This window comes from Bdellovibrio sp. HCB288, assembly GCF_047305935.1.
Lineage (GTDB): Bacteria > Bdellovibrionota > Bdellovibrionia > Bdellovibrionales > Bdellovibrionaceae > Bdellovibrio.
In genome coordinates this window covers 383,389-399,773 of sequence record NZ_CP178619.1, presented here as the reverse complement: position 1 = coordinate 399,773, position 16,385 = coordinate 383,389, and the positions used below count along the sequence as shown (strand labels likewise).

The following is a 16,385-nucleotide window of genomic DNA, read 5'->3' as shown; positions in this document are numbered from 1 at the left end:
TCCCCCAAAAGGATCGGTCTTTTTTTTGTCTGGAGATTCCGCGAATTTGGTCCCCTGTATAACTTCTAGACAGGGGATAGCCGCTATATTCCAGTAGAGGGCTGTTTCAAAGAGCATGGTTCGTGCACCTATAGGCTTAGCTATGGGAAGACTGTTATCAGCTCTACTTATTTTAGGTCTTATTGTTTCAGGGTGTGCCCGCCGCGGGAATAACATGCCCTCTATGGTTCAAGACACGGCAAAACCCCCTGAAAGCCCACAGGTTCGTCAGGCGGGTGCCTATGAGGTTATCGAGGGCTCGACTCAGCTTCAGGGTATGGATGTTACTTTTGACAAGGCCAGCGCCCGTGTGACTTTGCAGGGTAAAATGCAGTTGAAAACCCTGGACTCCCATCAAACCATTCTCCTTAACGTTGAATTGCAAGGTATCGCTGACGATCAGGGTTTTGCAATTCTAAAACCCGTGGGTGCAGTGGGTGTGGCAGATTTGCAGTTGGCAGCTAAAGCAACTTGCTTGGGTGTCGGCAGTGATTGTTCCAGTAATTTCATTGATATCTATATCGCTTACGAAGACCGCATTTATCACCACCAGGTTGAGTCCGTGGAAGAAACTTTGGAGATGCCGGATTCTCCTCAGGAACCTGCAGCTCCCACTGCAGGTAAAGATGGTGAAGTCCATGATGAGGATAATTTCGCTGATGAAGACGGCGAAGAAGACGGGCATGACGAGATCGAGCCACCAGAGGGCATGGGGCAGTACGTTGGTGACGTTGAAAATGATATTGAAAAGGTATTGGATGTAAAACCGAAAGCGAAGGAGGAAACTCCTAAGAAGGAAGAACCTAAAAAGGAGGAGCCTAAAAAGGAAACTCCGAAGCCGGTGACTCCTAAGCCAGAGGCTCCAAAACAGGATCCACCTAAAAAAGACGAACCGAAAAAAGATCCTCCAAAACAGGAGACTCCAAAGAAGGACCCTCCGAAAAAAGAGGAACCTAAAAAAACTGAACCTAAAAAGGACGATAAGGACGATAAAAAGTCTGAAGGTGAGGAGCTGCCAAAAGCACCGACTCCGCCGAAGTTCGATCTTTTGGCCAAGATGGATCAAGCTGTGGGTCCGGTGAACTCCGGCCATCTTGAAAGAGCCACAGATATTTTAAGCTATCAAAAATCATATCCTGAGACGAACCTGAATATTCTGCGTCCGTCGCGCATGACTCATTTCGGAACTGTGGAGCTGGCATACCTTGTTGCGAGAATGGGCAAGTACACTCGTGCCATCGCGCCAAGCCACAGTCTGCGTCTGGGTGATTTGTCCAAAAAGAATGGTGGTACGCTGGGCAGTCATAAATCCCATAAGACGGGATTGGATGCTGACATTGCTTACTATTTTAAGGCGGATAAAAACATGGCGGGCTTCTCTTCCGCATTGAAAGGTGGAAAGCCCATCGGTGAATGGATGGTTGCACAACAATGGAAATTGTTTAAGTACGCGGTGAGCTCCAAGTTCGTGGACCGTATTTTCATCCATCCTACTTTGAAAAAATCCATGTGTACCCATGCGCGCAGTCAGGGTGATATTGACTCTGATTTGGGCAAAGAGGTCCTGCGTCGTCTGGTTTCCGAGGTAAATCACTATAATCACTTCCACTTACGCATCAAGTGTTCAAAAAGCCAGGTGCGCTGTCGCCAAATGGCAGATCCGGCTCCAGGTACAGGCTGCTAGGACTTGCCAACGAGTGCCATTGTTGATGAAATATCAGAATGGCAGACTGGCGTGAATTAAGCGAAATGAATGGCGATGTGGTGTTTTTTCGATATGTCTCTGAGGGCATGGAGAAATCTCACGACGAAGTCTTTTTGTGGGATCTGGATAAAACCTATCTTGATACAACCATCGATTCCCTTTCAGGTTTGCTGACCACAGTCCTTGAGCGTGCTCTGAATAAGAAAAACGTTCCGGGGACAAATACACTTTTGCAGACGCTGTCAGAGTACCGCAAAGCCCAGAAGGGCTACATGTACTTTCCGATTTATTTCATCACGGCTTCGCCGCCGCAGATGGAAGAAAGAATCTCTGAAAAATTCGCGCTGGATAACATCAGACCCTTTGGCTGTTTTTATAAAGACAATCTTGCGAATCTTCGTCCCGGTCGTTTCTGGCGTTTGACCAAGCAAGTGGGTTTCAAACTGCAGGCCCTTATGCAACTGCGCACTCGTCTGGCGGAAAATGTTCGTCAGATTTGTTGGGGGGATGACAGCGAAACCGATGCGATTATTTATAATCTGTATTCGGATATTTGTTCGCGCCGCTTGGGGCCTCATGATATCCGCACGACACTTGAAAAGTTGAACGTCACGGGTGAGCAGGTCGACACGATCCTGGAGCTGCAGGCGCAGATTCCTGAAAATGATCCGGTTGAAAAGATCTACATCAATCTTGCGACCGACACCGATCCTGATTACTACCTGAAATTTGGTCGCCGGACTTTGGCGACCTATAACACCTTTCAAGTCGCCATCGACATGTTCCAGGACGGACGTTTAAGTCTTGAAGGCGTTTATGCGGTTATTCAGGATATGATCTATAACTACAGCTATACTCCTGAAGAGTTGATGAAAAGTTTTGACGAATTCATCCGTCGCGGAGTGATCGGGCAGGCGGCTTACGAAGCTGCACGCGCATTCTTTATCGAAAAAGGTTTGTTGTATCCGTCTTATCAACCCACAGTGGCCCCATTAAAAGAGAAAACCGTGGTCGAAGGCCGCGTCTATGAGATGGAAGGTCTGCATGAACCGTGGATTCCTGATCGCATCGATTATCTGCACGACTATCGCTAGGATTTGAATATGGATAGCAGAACTGAAATGAAAGAGGATGAAAATCTAAGATCCATACCTGTCGATCCTGTTGGATTGCGAAAGTATGTCATCGAACTATTGGATTCTCTTTCCTCCGTAAAAAGTCATGGCAAACGTGTGAGTATACTGGGTGAGGCCGGAGTTCATCTAAGATGCCTGGGGGATTTGAAGGAAGCAGAGCAGGTTTTGCGCGAAGCCCTTCGCATCATCAACGAGGAACAGCTGGGGGCTCGTCGGGAGTTTCAGAATAAAATCCGCCTGGGGCATGTGCTGCAATATCAGGGGAAGTTTAAAGTGAGCAATGCACTGTTTGAAGAAGTTGTCGCAGCCTGCCGGGTGAATGATGAGCTATCAAGCCTGTTGCCATTCGCCCTTCAGCACGCGGGAAAAAACCTGTTCGATCAAAACAGATTCAGCGAAGCCCTGCCATTCTTTGCCGAGGCGATGGAGCTAAGACTGAAAAATGATGCTCCCGAGGATCAGATCAAATCATCCGCGAGAGCTATCGAAAGAACCAAGGCACTTCTGCAGAATTAATTCGTCGTTAGCTGACTCGTTCTTGAACAACCTGGGTTGAGAAGTGGGGTTTTGCGAGGAGAAGTAGTTAAAGTCAGGAATATCTAAGACTTTTTCTGTAAATACCGATGTATTTATTATGAAGAAGTATCCGGCAATCCAAACTACCGCGATTCTCAATATGATACAAAAAGAGAGTAGTTCTGAATACTGGCGTCATCGCAGTGAGGCAGAGGGATTACTCAGTGAAATTGTCGACAGCGGAAGTGCATTGGGCCCGCTTTGTTTTGTTGGAGCCCCTTCATTTACGACAGTCCTTCTAAGAGGGGATGTTAGTTATTCGCGATTTCGACCGGGAGATCGAGTTGATCTTCGTATTCAAAATAGTAAGAGTGATAAATCGGCGCTATTGTCGGAAAATGGCATAGTAAAAAATCTTAGTTACCCTTCACCCGGGAGAATTGAGGTTCTAGTTGAATGCCAGCCATTTGATTTGGAGGGTGTTAATGAAGTTTTTTTATTCCAAAGTTCATCTGCATTATTTGGTAATATTTTAAGAAAAAGAATTGCTGAAAAGGCGAGTACCGAGCCAGCAATTCTTGGCGATGGTCGATATGACCTTAATGACTCTGGTGCCAAGTTCCGAGACCTTTTCGAGCAACTGAATCCTCCTCAACAAGAGGCACTGAGATATTTGATGGAAAACAATCTATCTGGAGCTATTCAGGGGCCGCCAGGTACGGGCAAAACCCATCTATTAAAAACCGTCGTTGAACTTGCTGTAAACTCGGGCATGAAAGTCTGTTTGGCGTCTTTTACCAATGCGGCTGTGGATAACTTGCTGTCGAGAATTGTTGGAGGCGGTGTGAAGTTTAATTGGTGGCGAGTGGGGGAGCTAGCAAAAGTTCGTCGGGACTTATATAGTGAAAATGTAAAGGTTAACGATTTCATCTCAACCATTTTTAATGACGAGATCAACGAAGCTCAGTTAGTGGGTTCTACTTTGCACAAGCTGGCCTTCAATAAAGCAGTTCCTAAATTTGACTTGTTGATTGTTGATGAAGCTGGTCAGGTTCCAATATATTTCTGGCCTTATATAGAACGAATAGCCAAGCGGGTGGTTCTAGTTGGTGACCAGCATCAGCTCCCTCCAGTTTTGGTAGCGGAACACAATGACCTTCCCTGTGATGATGTTTTCTCATTTGTCGTTGACAGTGATTCACCTATGTTGGAAATCCAGTATAGAATGCGCCGTGAAATTCAAGCGTGGTCTTCTGAAAAATTTTATCGAGGGAAGCTTACTCCAAACTTATCAAATTCCGATCGTGATTTCTTTCGTGGTAATCCTGCACTGTATACCGACGGGTTCGTCGTGCCTAAGAGATTTGATGGTGATGGGAGCGGGAATTCCTCAAAAAAGGAAGCTAACTATATCTCTGATAAGGTCGATAGACTAATTAAGAATGGTGTGGACCTCAGTAAAATTGGAGTTATCTGCCCGTATAGGGCGCAAGCGGGCCTCGTTAACTCAAATCTGCAAACGAGGTTTGGGGTTGAGTTGGCCTCTCAAGTGTTGATCGATACTGTGGAGAGATTTCAAGGGCAGGAGCGAGAAGCGATATTCTTGTCATTTGGAAGCTCTAATCGAAATCCAAACGATTTAAAGTTCTTGGCAAATGCTAAACGACTGAATGTTTCAGTCACGCGCGCAAAATCCAGATTTTATTGCCTTTACGATACTCAGCTTTGGGAAAATTCGCATAATCGTGTTTCAGCCGATTTAAACGAGTTCTTACGCTGGGTAAATTTCGGGAAAACCACAATTCGCAGAGCCGCATAACAGCCGGTGTACTTAGCTAGCTTTTTCAACCGACAATCTCAGGCCCATCGTTTTTAAGACAGCAGTCAATGTCCCAAGTGTAGGATTCCCTGACTTGCTAAGGGCTTTGTGAATTGTTGAAGGTGTTTTGTTGGCTTTCTTCGCAATTTGTTCTATGGACATTCCTAATGACTCCGAGACTTCACGAATTGCCTCAATGACGATTTCGGGGATATCTCCATTTTCTTCCAGTGTTGCTTTTAGATAGGCGATGGCTTCTTCAGTGTCTTTGTGAAACCGATCTTTTTTGAGGGCCGACCAGGATCTTAATTTTTTGGTGGTTTTCTTATTTTTCATAGCGCCTCCTATAATCTGCCAGATATTCCTTGGCTTGCTCGATGTCGTTGGTTTGGCGATTTTTATCGCCACCCGACACCAAAAGAATCACTCGTTTACCGATGAGCGTATAGTAAATGCGGAAAGCAGGATTCTTGAACTTCAATTCATACAAACCATTTTTTAGTGCCTTCGCATTGCCAGGTAGGCCCATTTTTAAGCGGTCTACTCGAGCTATGACTTTTCCTCTTACAGAGTTATCAAGCAAATCCAACCAATCGCTAAACGGCTCGGTTCCATTTTTATTTTCATAGATAAGTACTTCAAATGCGGTACTTTCTCTCTCCACTATAGCGTAGATGGGCGCAGATTGCAATATGCGTCGGGGGTTCCGGGTGTTTTTTGTCATAAACCACCGGGCTTAGTGCCATTCACCTACGTGGTAAGGTGGGCTCATCCATAGTATATGCCAATCAAACTCCCTGAGGCCTAGGCCTAGCAGGAAGGTGTCGCCTTTTTTTAGATGCTGTCTGATTTTTTCATCAACGAAGACAGGGTAGATTATTTCGTCATTAAATTCGTGGACGAGCTCTATCTGGTTCTTTAAAACTCGAGAGACGTGATACATATCCATCTGGTAGTGGGGAAATGCCAGAGCCTTGTGGTGGAGTTCAGCTTGGGTTTGATTTCCGAATTCCAGGTTGATGGCTTCGGTCAGTGTGTCGAATCGATTTCGTTTTGTTTCGTATTTTCTTTTCATCTAGATCTCCTTGGTCTCAAGGAGTGCAGATGACGTGCTAGCGCGGGTATTATGCTATTTACCAGTAGACTGAAAAACGAGAAAGGTTTGTCCGGTTAATGACCAAGAAAAGCGTTTTTCAGGTTTCACCTATTCAAATTTAAGAGGGAAAACCGTCGAGATAGGGTTGCCGGAGAAGCTTTTGAAATCTACACGGCGAATGGCTTCAGTCAGACATTTCTTGAAGGAAGCATCGCTGATTGTGGAATTGGTTACAGAAGGATTGCTGACCTTTCCGCTCCGTTCGATGGTGAAGCCGACAGAGGCTTGTCCCACGACGCCTGGAGTTTTTTGCAATAACTGCGTGTAGCACTTAAAGAAAGAGTTGCGGTGGGTGCGTAAAGTTTCCTGAATGAATTCAGAAGTCAGGCCCTCGCCCGCGGATTTCGCTCCGGCAAAACCTTCCGTGGAAGGTGCCAAGTCAGGCAGGTTTCCGCTGGCCGCTTGTTTGCGATAGTTTGCTTCGTAGTCGTTCGCCGTCCAGCGAACACCATCGCGTGAAATCATCACAGAGCCATCGCGTCCCGCGGTTTCCATCTGCACGTCACCGCGTTTGATCAGGATCACTTGGCGGCCGTACTCTTCATCCAGTGTGATCAGGGAGTTTTCCTGAACACGGATCTTGTAAGCGGAATCAAACGTCATCGTGGCATCGCCATCAGGGCCTGTTTCCACGGAATCCAAAGGATACAAGGAGGCCGTGCGAGTCAGGTTTTCTTTTTGAGTCATGTTTTTACGAAGAACGAAGACTGTGCCCATGTTCAGATCAACACGTGCAAGAGGGCGAACTGTCACTTTTTGTTTTTCAGTGAAATTGGAGACAAGGAGAGAGAGTGCAACACTCAATATACCAAGACCGATAAGAGATGGAATCAACAAGCTGTTCTTCTTCGCCATAGAGAAACTATAGCGAAGAAGTTAAAAGATGGCAGCTTATTTTGCAGGAGTTGCAGTAGCTGCTGGGCTTGCTGCAGGTGTAGCTGCTGCTTCAACTGGCATAGCAGTAGTTGCTGCTGCTGCCGCTGCGTCAGTTGGAGCAGGAGTTGCTGCTGGAGCAACCGGAGCTGTTACAGGCAAAGAATCAACAACAGATTTAGAATGAGTAGAAGAAGTAAATACCGACAAAGCCAGGCAAGTTACTGCGAAAATAACCGCAGCCCAAACCGTCATTTTACCAGCCAAAGATTGAGCACCCGTAGCACCCAATAAGCTGTTTGAACCTGAGCTTCCGCCCATGCCCAATGCGCCGTTGCTTTTTGAATCTTGGATCAAAACTAGAACGATCAAAACAAGTGCAACGATGATATGGATAATTCCAACAAAAGTAGTCATTTCAAGTATCTCCCAAAGTCCCACAATATAGGGACAAAGCAGCCCCTTCGTCCACCCAAAACACGGTTTATAGGGTCCAATGACGCGTGCAGTCGCACGTGGTTGTGTTTAATCCCGCCTCCTTCGTACACTGAAAGTCATGAAAAAACTCATTCTGCCCCTGATTCTAGTGATGTCCTGTTTGGTTGCCTGCACCTCGGATGAAAAGTCTCTTAAGAAGGCCGCGGAAGCAGCAGCTGCTGCACAATTTAAAAGCACAATCGAAGAGGAAGCCAAAGGTTACCTGACTCAGTCAGATACCTTCCTGAATGCCTATGTGAGCTTCATGGTGAAATTCGCGGAGTTTTCAGCCGAAGACATCAAATTGAATGGCGGTGTCATGGGCAGCGCCACTGTCTACATCACGTCCTATCCGCCAGACGTCCGAAAGGGACTTTTAAAGGTTGCCGCGACCGTGTCGCCAGCGGCAGTGAATCGATTCAATTTCGCAAACGCTTACCAGTTGATTGCCAAGGAAACCGGCCGGCCCGGTGAACCTATGAAATATCTCTTCGTGGTTTATAATTTGAGAAAAGACACCCACGGGGATTGGGTGGTTCAAAAATAGAATGATTGCCGCCCCTTGTTGAGAGTCCTTTAGTTGACCGGACTCCACGAATGTCTGACAAAACAAAGCATGTCTTTTTTGGTATTTGAAGGCCTTGATGGCTCCGGCAAAAGTTCACTGATGAAGGCTCTGGAAGCAGAGCTGCAAAAACGTGGAATTCCCACATACATGACTCGTGAACCGGGTGGCACTCCATTGGGGGATGAGATCCGTCACATGATTTTGCGTAAGGAAGGCCCAGCGCCGACTGCACGCACTGAATTGCTTTTGTACGAAGCCAGCCGTTCCCAACACGTGGATCAAGTGATCCGCCCACAACTTGAAAAAGGCAGTTGGGTTTTGTGTGATCGCTTTGCAGCAAGTTCCATTGCTTTTCAAAGCGGTGGCCGCGAGATTTCTGAAAATGAAGTTGTGATGTTGAATAACTTTGCAACCGGTGGGCTGAAGGCACACCTGACAATTCTGCTGGATCTTCCGGTAGAGGAGTCCCGCAAACGTCGTCAAGGTCGTGGCGAGCAAAATGGCGAAAGCGAAGACCGCATTGAATCTGAAGCGGATACTTTCCATGAAAAAGTAAGACAAAGTTTTTTGGCGCAAGCGAAAGCGGATGCTGCCGCGTGGTTGGTTCTGGATGCCAAAGAAACTCCGGCTGTGTTGTTTGAGCAATTGATCAAAGCACTGACCGACAAAAAGATTTTGAAGTAAGGAAACAAACAAGTGGCAAGGCTGCTGGATTTTATCCTGGGACACCAGGAGACGATAAAAAAAATGACGGATTCCTTCGAAGCAGGGAAGCCCGGGCAGACTTTTTTATTTGTGGGTCCGGCGGGAGTCGGTAAAAAAATGACGGCCATTGGTTTGGCGCAGGCCTTGATGTGCCCGCAAAGCGCTCGTGGTTGTGGTCGTTGTCCTTCATGTTTCCGTGTGGCGCAAAAAGATCATGCGCATGAAAACCTGCGCATCATTGCTCCATCCGGGGCGAATATCAAGATCGAGCAAGCCAAAGAAATCCTGGAGTTCTTAAGTTTGAAAAGCCTGGGCGGAAATCGCGTGATCATCATCGATCAGGCACAGCTTCTGAATCCACAGGCAGCAAACTCCCTGCTTAAAACTTTGGAAGAACCGCCAGACGGCACGTTCTTCTTTTTAATTGCACCCAGTGTCGCTGGCATTATGCCAACCATCCGCTCCCGTTCCCGCATCGTGCAGTTTAAACCGCTGGCGATGGAAGATCTGGGTAAGCGTGTGAAAGCACCGACCTGGGCTTTGAAATCCGCGGGTGGCAGTTTTGAAAAACTGGCGCAACTGCAGGACGGGCCAGAACTGGAACTTCGCGAAAAATCAGTCGAGATTTTGAAAGTCTTTATGAAAGACAAAGATTTTTTGCTGAATGAGATGTGGCGGGCTGAATTCAAAGACCGCCAACAGGGTCAAAGATTGTTGTCCTATTGGGTGGGTTATTTCCGCGATGCCATTGTTTATCAAGAGGGTGCCAAAGCCCAAATTGCGAATCTGGATCAGGCCGAGCTGATTAAGACTTTGGCCGAACAGACCCGCGAAAAACTGCTCGTTTTGATTCAAAAAGCCCTGCAGTCCGAACAGGCTTTGGGTGCTAACAGAGATTCTCAGTTGGTGATGGAAGAATACTTCATCACCAGCCAGGATATAGTGTAGAATAGTCCTATGACTGAATGGATTGATGTTCACTGCCATCTGAATATGCTCGAAGAGGGCGTCGAAGCCGCAATTCAAAATGCGAAAGCTGCCGGCGTTCGCAAAATTATCACGATCGGTACCGAGCTGAACGATCTGCCATTGGTTTTGGATTTGGCGCACAAGTATGCACCTGACGTTTATTGCACATTGGGAATTCATCCCCATGACGGCAAAACCTACACAGAAGAAGTCGGCAAATTTATTCTGGCCAATGCGAACGATCCAGCAGTGGTTGCGATCGGGGAGATTGGGCTGGATTATTATTACGACCAGTCACCGCGTGAAGAACAGCAACACGCTTTCCGGGCGCAACTTGAAATTGCCAAGCAAACAGGTTTGCCGGTTGAAATTCACACACGTGATGCAGAAGAAGACACCATCGCCATCCTGAAAGAATTCAAAGGCGAAGTGACAGGAATCATCCACTGTTTCACAGGCACTTCCTGGCTTGCAAAAGAAGCGTTGGATCTGGGATTTAATATTTCCATCAGCGGTGTTGTGACTTTTAAAAACGCAGATGACTTGCGCAATACGGTCCGTGGCTTGCCCCTGGATCGCATTCACGTCGAAACAGACGCGCCCTTCCTGGCGCCAATCCCGATGCGCGGAAAAAAGAACACCGCTGCTTACGTCGTTCATACTGCCAAATTCGTGGCAGACCTAAAAGGTGTGACCGTCGAACAATTGGCTGAGCAGACAAAGGCCAATGCTCTAAAAATGTTTCCAAAAATTTCCTGGTAATGTTTTAGATTACAATGCCTTTAGCAATACATCATATGTGCGAATTGAACCCGCGAATTGGCCGATAGTCTTGTTCTTAAGACGAGTTTCTCTCCGATAAATTGTTAAGAAATTTTATTTAACATCCCAAAGGAGCAGCGACTTGAGAACGTTCGGAGCCGTCTTGTTATTAACTCTTTTTTCGATCGTGTCGATCGCTCCGGGCTTTTGCAGAGCTTCCGGTCCGGGGGAATTTCGCACGACAAAAATGGGTTTGTTTCAAACGGTGTTTTCGGGCGATGAAGGCAAGTCTTTGGCGAAAGGCAGCCCAGCTGTAGGTGTAGAGTTTTTCCGTGATGCCGGTGGAGATATATTTCGGGGCTACATCAGAGGCCGATTTGGAAGCTCGTCAGGTCAGCAGAATTTTCTGGATGGAACTGACAAAGTATTATCTCCCTATACGTTTTATTTCGCACAAGGGGAACTGGGAGGAATGTTCTTTCCCGTTCCGCGCAGGGAATCCGGGACAAATCTATATTTGAGCGGTGGGGGCTATGTCAGCTACAACCAGCTCAGCCTTAGTACTTCAACGACTGTCAATTCACTTAAGACTCATCAAACGTCGCCTGGATATGGTTATAGCGCCGCGGTCGGAGTGGAAATGCTTTTTGGAATGAGCAAGAAGCTTCTGAATTTTGAAATGAGTTATCGCCAGGAATCAGCGCAACTTGCTGGGCAGACACGATTTGACCTAACCGGGCTGACGTTTTGTTTAAGTTATGGTTGGTAGGAACAAACAACAAATCCCGTTTATGATTTTCCGCAATGACTTCAAAGGCAGCGTGATCTGCAGGGCTGGTCGTCTAAAATAAGGCGAACCCAAAACATGGAGTTGTTGCGATGAAATCTTCTGTTCTATTATTGTCTTTGGCATTTGTATTTTCTGCGAGTGCCAAGCCAACGACAAAACTTATCCAGTCAAATGGTTATCCTGATAGAGGAATGGTTAAGGGCGCCCTTGAAGACCAGGATTATCAGCGGGCGTTGACGGCGTATCGTTTTTTTTATCCGACAGTTTCTGCAGAGGGAATCTTTCAGGGGGGCCGTGACAACGGCACCGTCGACAATGAAAGTATGTTCATCATGGCGGCGCAGTCTCATCACGTGGGATTAACGTTAAATTCTGACACTCCCTATGGTGGTGGGACCATTGATCTTTCTAATGGTCCTATGGTTGTCGAAGTGCCGGCCGGATCGTACATTGGTTTGGTTAATGATCATAATCAGAAATGGATTTTGGATTTCGGAATACCGGGGCCCAACAAGGGGCAGGGCGGAAAACATTTGATACTGCCTCCCGGATACAAAGGTGAAGTCCCTAAGGGTTATCAGGTTGGAAGATCAGCAACTATGAAAAATCTGGTGGCGATTCGGTCCCTGCCGACGGATGGCGACATGAAAAAAGCAATGAGTGCTTTAAGCAATTTCAAAATTCATCCTTTGAATAATCCCGGCAAAACGATGCGCATGATTGATCTGACCGATCGCAAAGTGAATTTGTCTTCACTGTCCTGGGAAGACAACATCAAGTACTGGCAGGCTCTGCACAAAGTAATTTCCGAAGAGCCGGCAAATCCCGAGTACGTTGCCATGTATGGAGTTCTTGAGAGTCTGGGAATCGCAAAAGGAAAAGAGTTTAAACCGGATGCGCGCATGAAGGGAATTTTAGAGCGTGCTGCCCGGGATGGGAAAGCGCAGTTGATCGTTGCCGCTTTTGCTGACTCTCGGCCTGAAAGAATCACTTGGAAAGACAGACGATGGGAGTGGGCGAGCTACGTGTCTGCAAATGGATACTTTATGACGGATTCTGGAATAGATCTGCAGGCGCGTGAACGCTGGTTTGCTCAGGCCATCATCGCTTCGCCAGCGATGTTTAGTCGTAGTCCTGGAGCGGGTTCGCTGTACTGGCTGGGACACTCAGACAGCAAGGGCGCGTACCTTGATGGTGGAAAATCATATCAGTTGAAGGTGCCGTATCCGGTTCCTGCAAAATTATTCTGGTCTGTAACGGCATACGATGCGCAGACTCGAAGTCAGGTGCAAAGCCCGCAGAATAAAGCGGCATTGCGATCCCTGTTTGAATTGCGGGACATCCCCGAGGGTACGAAAGAAGTGACCTTGTATTTTGGTCCGAAAGCGCCGGCGGGTAAGGAAAATTTCTGGATTCAGACTGTACCGGGTAGGGGCTGGTTTACTTACTTCAGAATTTACGGTCCGACGGAACCGACGTTTAATGGATCCTGGAGACCCGGGGATTTTGAAGCGGTGAAGTTCCCGACGGCTCCGCAAAAGATCGGACTTAATCAATAGCAAAAAAAGGCCCCTTCTCGGGCCTTTTTACTTTTTAGAATGGATTGTTGAATCTCCAGTCTTGAGCGAAGTCGAAATTTGGAACCCAGTAGACCTTGACGGTGTAGTTCATACCGCGGAACTGTTTGCTGCGAATTTCGATGATGGCTCTGGTTCCGCCGACAGTGCGCTCATCAATGCTCCAATTGCCGTTGGTGCCGTCATGCCAGTTGCTGATGACTTCATATCCCACGATGGTCGCGAAGTTGGTATTGAAGACCGCGTCTTTTTCTGTAACTCCGAATCCGCTGTTTTCTTTTATCTCAATTGTTTCCTCGAACACATCAGCGTAGGGGAAAGATTTTGTTCCGAACATCCAGTTGTTTAACGACTTCGATGATTTTTGCAATGTGTACGGTTTCGGTTCGGGCATGCTAAGTAAACTGCTATATCCGTTCTTTAAATCCTGAATGCGGTAAACATGGCATTTCAGTCCGAACATGTTTTGTTCAGCACCGCGCAGGGAGATATCCTGTTCATGATCGATAACCACATCCTGGCGCCATTGCAGGATGTCGATGTGAAGAGTGGGGTTCTGTGAGCCTCCATCACTGAGTGAAACACTTCCCCAATCGCGGTAGTGATCATCATAAAGTTTTACGACAGGATTGTTTTCGATGAAATTGTTCGAGGTGCCTTTGATTTGCAGTGTGATGTCATCACTGTTTGGCATGTAGTAGGTGAATTCGCATTGCAGTTGCGGTTTCATCGCAGCCTGTGCTTGAGAGTTGATCAAAGTGCCGGTAGCCAGAATCAGGGAAGCGATCACTAGTTTTTTCATTGGGAACTCCTATTTGGTGTTTGTTGAAGGCATCAGCGCCTCACACAAATAGGTATCGCTTTTTTATTCCAAAACCTCCAGTGGCAATCAAAAGGCATCAAAAAATGATACCCAATGGGCTGAATTGGGTCAAAAGCCTACTCAGCCGGCAATCTTGCTAAGCAATGAACTTAAAGTTGAAAGTTTAGGATCAAAATTTTTTCCCTCAATGATGTCATATAAGGTACGGCGACCAAGTCCTGTTTGTTTGGCGAGATCCGTTTTGGAAAGCGTCCGAAGATGCGCTACCAGTACATCTTGAAAAGTATGAAGATCGTTTTTAAGTAAACAATCCACCAATGTTTCAGCAATGAGTTTTTTGTTAAGTAATAGCGTTGTGCTGGGCTTAAAATCCTTCAGTGACTTTTTTGAGAAGGTTTTTCGCTTTTTTAATGTCTTTGCCTTGTCCATTTTTGTTCCCTCCCGCAAGTAGAATCACAATAGTATTGTCGATGAGTGAGGTATAGATGCGCATTCCTGAAATCCATTTTAGTTCTATCAAACCTTCGAAGCGATTTGTAAATCCCCAATGCCCTTCAGTTTGAAGCCGCTCCAGGCGAGCTGTAATAATCAACTGGGTCTTCAGATTTTGCTTCTGAAACCATTTTATAAAGTCGTCTGTTTCGTAAACGCGATAAACCACGTCTCTCTCTATTGTGCGGCAGACCGCACAAATAGTCAATATTTATGGATGGAGAGAGGCATTTGCATGAAAGATGCGGATTTTATCTGGTATTTAGCGTTGATTCAGGGCCTTTTGTTCTTCGCGCTTAAACCAGGCATAATTAGGCGCAACCTTGGCTGCTTGCGAATACTCGCGGCAGGAATGTTGCCCGTTTTCCAAAACTTTACCGAAGTTCGCAGAGGTCACGCCGACGATTTTAGTGACGCCATTTTGACTGTAAAACTGCGGGCCGCCGGAATCACCCTGGCAGATATGCGAAGTCGAACTGGTTTTTAAAAGATATAAATCACCGAGCTGATGGTAATCGTTTTGAACCTGCACAACTCCACGATGCAAAACCCCTACAGAGTGGCGCAAGTTTTCACCAGGCTTGCCGGTGTAGTCCTGAGATCTGCCGTAACCATAAACATACAGCGTGTTGCCACCGTAGTTCGCGCGAGTATCGGAATCCATCACAGCTGGGATAAATCCAGCAGGAGCCGTACCTTCAAAGACCGCCATCGCGATGTCGTAGTTGTAAACTCTGTTGGTGTTGTATTCAGGATGCTTTTTAAACACCAAGCCACGGCGAATAAGGGCCGAGTTTTTGATTCCGATTTGATTGGCGAAAACAACCTGAAAGCCCGTGAAAGCTTTCACATGCTTCGGATCAAAGCAGTGGGCCGCGGTAAGAACTGTGCGAGTTCCGACCAGAGCAGCAGAACAAAATGTGCGAACCGCGCCGTTTGCTCCCAATAGTTCAATGAAAACCAAACTCTTCGCTGCGGCGGTAGTGCGAGAGGTGACTTTGCTGCCGTTGATAACGGCGTTGTCTTGGGTGATTTGAAGCTGCGAAGTCAGATCGCCCTGACAGGCAGCCAAAGACGCCAGTGACAACGCGATGAGAATCAGTTTGTTTTTCATAGTGCCGTCTTTATCGAACTCGGGGAGCTTGGCAACTAAATTCGAAAATACGGCCAGATTCCAGTGAAGTTTCTTGCGCTGCTTTGGCCAAGGGTTTTAAGCTAAAAAGGTGGAACGACTTTTATCTGTGCAGCACGGTGAAAAATTTAATACTTTTAGCCACTTATTGGGAGCGCTGATTGCCTTTGTGGGCGTCGCTTTCCTGATGCACACGGCCTTCGTGCGTCAGGATATTCCACGCATTATTACATTTACGATATACGGTGTTTCAACCGTTCTGATTTATGTTTTGTCGGTTCTTTATCATTCCGCTCAAGGCGAGCAAAAGCGCACATTCCAGAAACTCGATTATATCGGGATTTATTTCAAGATTGCAGGGAACTACACTCCCTATATGATTCTGGCGATCAGTGGTGTCGCAGGATACTCGGTTTTGCTGGTCGTTTGGGGACTGGCGCTGTTGGGAATTTATCTGGAAGTTTTCAGGAAACCTAAGGGTGCCACCTTGCGTAATATTTTGTATGTCACAATGAGTGCTTCAGTGATCCCTGTTCTGACTGACCTCTATCAAGCGGTCTCAATGTGGGGATTCACCCTGATCATGGTGGGCTTTTTGGCCTATGTAATTGGTTTCATTTTCTTTTTATTCGATGAAAAAATTAAGCATGGCCATGGAATCTGGCACATGTTCGTGATCACCGGAAGTATGTGTCAGCTGATTTGTCTGCTGATGTTCGTAGCCTAAAGGTTTCCGTTTAAAAATACGTAATAAAATTTGGAATTTCTTTTCAATGGAATTAGGGCCAGTATGGCCCCGATTTTAGTGGCACGAACTTTGTTATAGGGTTCATTGCGACTTAAAAC

General features: G+C 46.7%; 19 protein-coding genes. 11 read left to right on the top strand and 8 right to left on the bottom strand.

Annotated features, from left to right (window positions below):
• The first annotated feature begins 142 nt into the window (after window positions 1–142).
• The 4 genes from ACLVWR_RS01940 to ACLVWR_RS01925 all read left to right on the top strand — a co-directional run bounded on the left by ACLVWR_RS01940 (window position 143) and on the right by ACLVWR_RS01925 (window position 5,215).
• Window positions 143–1,723 carry a penicillin-insensitive murein endopeptidase gene (locus tag ACLVWR_RS01940; protein WP_413582270.1) on the top strand — a complete coding sequence of 527 codons (1,581 nt, stop codon included), beginning with the start codon at window positions 143–145 and terminating at the stop codon, window positions 1,721–1,723.
• Window positions 1,724–1,761: 38 nt separating this feature from the next.
• Window positions 1,762–2,838: a phosphatase domain-containing protein gene (locus tag ACLVWR_RS01935; protein ID WP_340596569.1), complete on the top strand. Its 1,077-nt coding sequence runs from the start codon at window positions 1,762–1,764 to the stop codon at window positions 2,836–2,838.
• A gap of 9 nt (window positions 2,839–2,847) precedes the next feature.
• A complete protein-coding gene (locus tag ACLVWR_RS01930) occupies window positions 2,848–3,396 on the top strand; it encodes a tetratricopeptide repeat protein (RefSeq protein ID WP_413582269.1) in 549 nt (182 codons plus the stop codon).
• Between the two features lie 118 nt (window positions 3,397–3,514).
• Window positions 3,515–5,215 (top strand): AAA domain-containing protein, encoded by a 1,701-nt coding sequence (locus ACLVWR_RS01925; protein WP_413582268.1) that lies wholly within the window; start codon window positions 3,515–3,517, stop codon window positions 5,213–5,215.
• Between the two features lie 12 nt (window positions 5,216–5,227).
• Here ACLVWR_RS01925 and ACLVWR_RS01920 read toward each other — a convergent pair whose 3' ends face one another.
• From ACLVWR_RS01920 to secG, 5 genes are all read right to left on the bottom strand, one after another.
• Window positions 5,228–5,551 (bottom strand): DNA-binding protein, encoded by a 324-nt coding sequence (locus tag ACLVWR_RS01920; protein WP_413582267.1) that lies wholly within the window; start codon window positions 5,549–5,551, stop codon window positions 5,228–5,230.
• A complete protein-coding gene (locus ACLVWR_RS01915) occupies window positions 5,541–5,939 on the bottom strand; it encodes a type II toxin-antitoxin system RelE/ParE family toxin (RefSeq protein WP_413582266.1) in 399 nt (132 codons plus the stop codon). Before ACLVWR_RS01915 ends, ACLVWR_RS01920 begins: the two co-directional genes overlap by 11 nt.
• A gap of 12 nt (window positions 5,940–5,951) precedes the next feature.
• Window positions 5,952–6,290: a hypothetical protein gene (locus ACLVWR_RS01910; RefSeq protein ID WP_413582265.1), complete on the bottom strand. Its 339-nt coding sequence runs from the start codon at window positions 6,288–6,290 to the stop codon at window positions 5,952–5,954.
• 129 nt (window positions 6,291–6,419) lie between these two features.
• On the bottom strand, window positions 6,420–7,226 hold the full coding sequence (locus ACLVWR_RS01905; RefSeq protein WP_413582264.1) for an AgmX/PglI C-terminal domain-containing protein: 807 nt from the start codon (window positions 7,224–7,226) through the stop codon (window positions 6,420–6,422).
• Window positions 7,227–7,262: 36 nt separating this feature from the next.
• Window positions 7,263–7,661, bottom strand: a complete 399-nt coding sequence (secG, locus tag ACLVWR_RS01900; protein WP_413582263.1) for a preprotein translocase subunit SecG — start codon at window positions 7,659–7,661, stop codon at window positions 7,263–7,265.
• A gap of 139 nt (window positions 7,662–7,800) precedes the next feature.
• Between secG and ACLVWR_RS01895 the strand changes: the two genes are divergently transcribed.
• The 6 genes from ACLVWR_RS01895 to ACLVWR_RS01870 all read left to right on the top strand — a co-directional run bounded on the left by ACLVWR_RS01895 (window position 7,801) and on the right by ACLVWR_RS01870 (window position 13,074).
• Window positions 7,801–8,268: a hypothetical protein gene (locus ACLVWR_RS01895; protein ID WP_413582262.1), complete on the top strand. Its 468-nt coding sequence runs from the start codon at window positions 7,801–7,803 to the stop codon at window positions 8,266–8,268.
• Between the two features lie 69 nt (window positions 8,269–8,337).
• Complete coding sequence (gene tmk / locus ACLVWR_RS01890; protein ID WP_413582261.1) at window positions 8,338–8,973, top strand: dTMP kinase; 636 nt, start codon at window positions 8,338–8,340, stop codon at window positions 8,971–8,973.
• 63 nt (window positions 8,974–9,036) lie between these two features.
• On the top strand, window positions 9,037–9,942 hold the full coding sequence (locus ACLVWR_RS01885; RefSeq protein ID WP_413582260.1) for an ATP-binding protein: 906 nt from the start codon (window positions 9,037–9,039) through the stop codon (window positions 9,940–9,942).
• A 9-nt stretch (window positions 9,943–9,951) separates the two neighbouring features.
• A complete protein-coding gene (locus ACLVWR_RS01880; protein WP_413575404.1) occupies window positions 9,952–10,725 on the top strand; it encodes a TatD family hydrolase in 774 nt (257 codons plus the stop codon).
• 142 nt (window positions 10,726–10,867) lie between these two features.
• Window positions 10,868–11,494, top strand: a complete 627-nt coding sequence (locus ACLVWR_RS01875; RefSeq protein ID WP_413582259.1) for a hypothetical protein — start codon at window positions 10,868–10,870, stop codon at window positions 11,492–11,494.
• 110 nt (window positions 11,495–11,604) lie between these two features.
• A complete protein-coding gene (locus ACLVWR_RS01870; RefSeq protein WP_413582258.1) occupies window positions 11,605–13,074 on the top strand; it encodes a DUF1254 domain-containing protein in 1,470 nt (489 codons plus the stop codon).
• Between the two features lie 34 nt (window positions 13,075–13,108).
• On the opposite strand, the gene ACLVWR_RS01865 is transcribed toward ACLVWR_RS01870, so the two are convergent.
• From ACLVWR_RS01865 to ACLVWR_RS01855, 3 genes are all read right to left on the bottom strand, one after another.
• Entirely contained in the window at window positions 13,109–13,894 is a 786-nt protein-coding gene (locus tag ACLVWR_RS01865; protein WP_413582257.1) for a hypothetical protein, read from the bottom strand.
• 141 nt (window positions 13,895–14,035) lie between these two features.
• Complete coding sequence (locus tag ACLVWR_RS01860) at window positions 14,036–14,344, bottom strand: hypothetical protein (protein WP_413582256.1); 309 nt, start codon at window positions 14,342–14,344, stop codon at window positions 14,036–14,038.
• 325 nt (window positions 14,345–14,669) lie between these two features.
• Entirely contained in the window at window positions 14,670–15,521 is an 852-nt protein-coding gene (locus ACLVWR_RS01855) for a S1 family peptidase (RefSeq protein ID WP_413582255.1), read from the bottom strand.
• Between the two features lie 109 nt (window positions 15,522–15,630).
• On the opposite strand from ACLVWR_RS01855, the gene trhA reads away from it, so the two are divergent.
• Window positions 15,631–16,266, top strand: coding sequence for a PAQR family membrane homeostasis protein TrhA (trhA, locus tag ACLVWR_RS01850; RefSeq protein ID WP_413582254.1), 636 nt, complete (start codon window positions 15,631–15,633; stop codon window positions 16,264–16,266).
• Window positions 16,267–16,385: the final 119 nt, after the last annotated feature.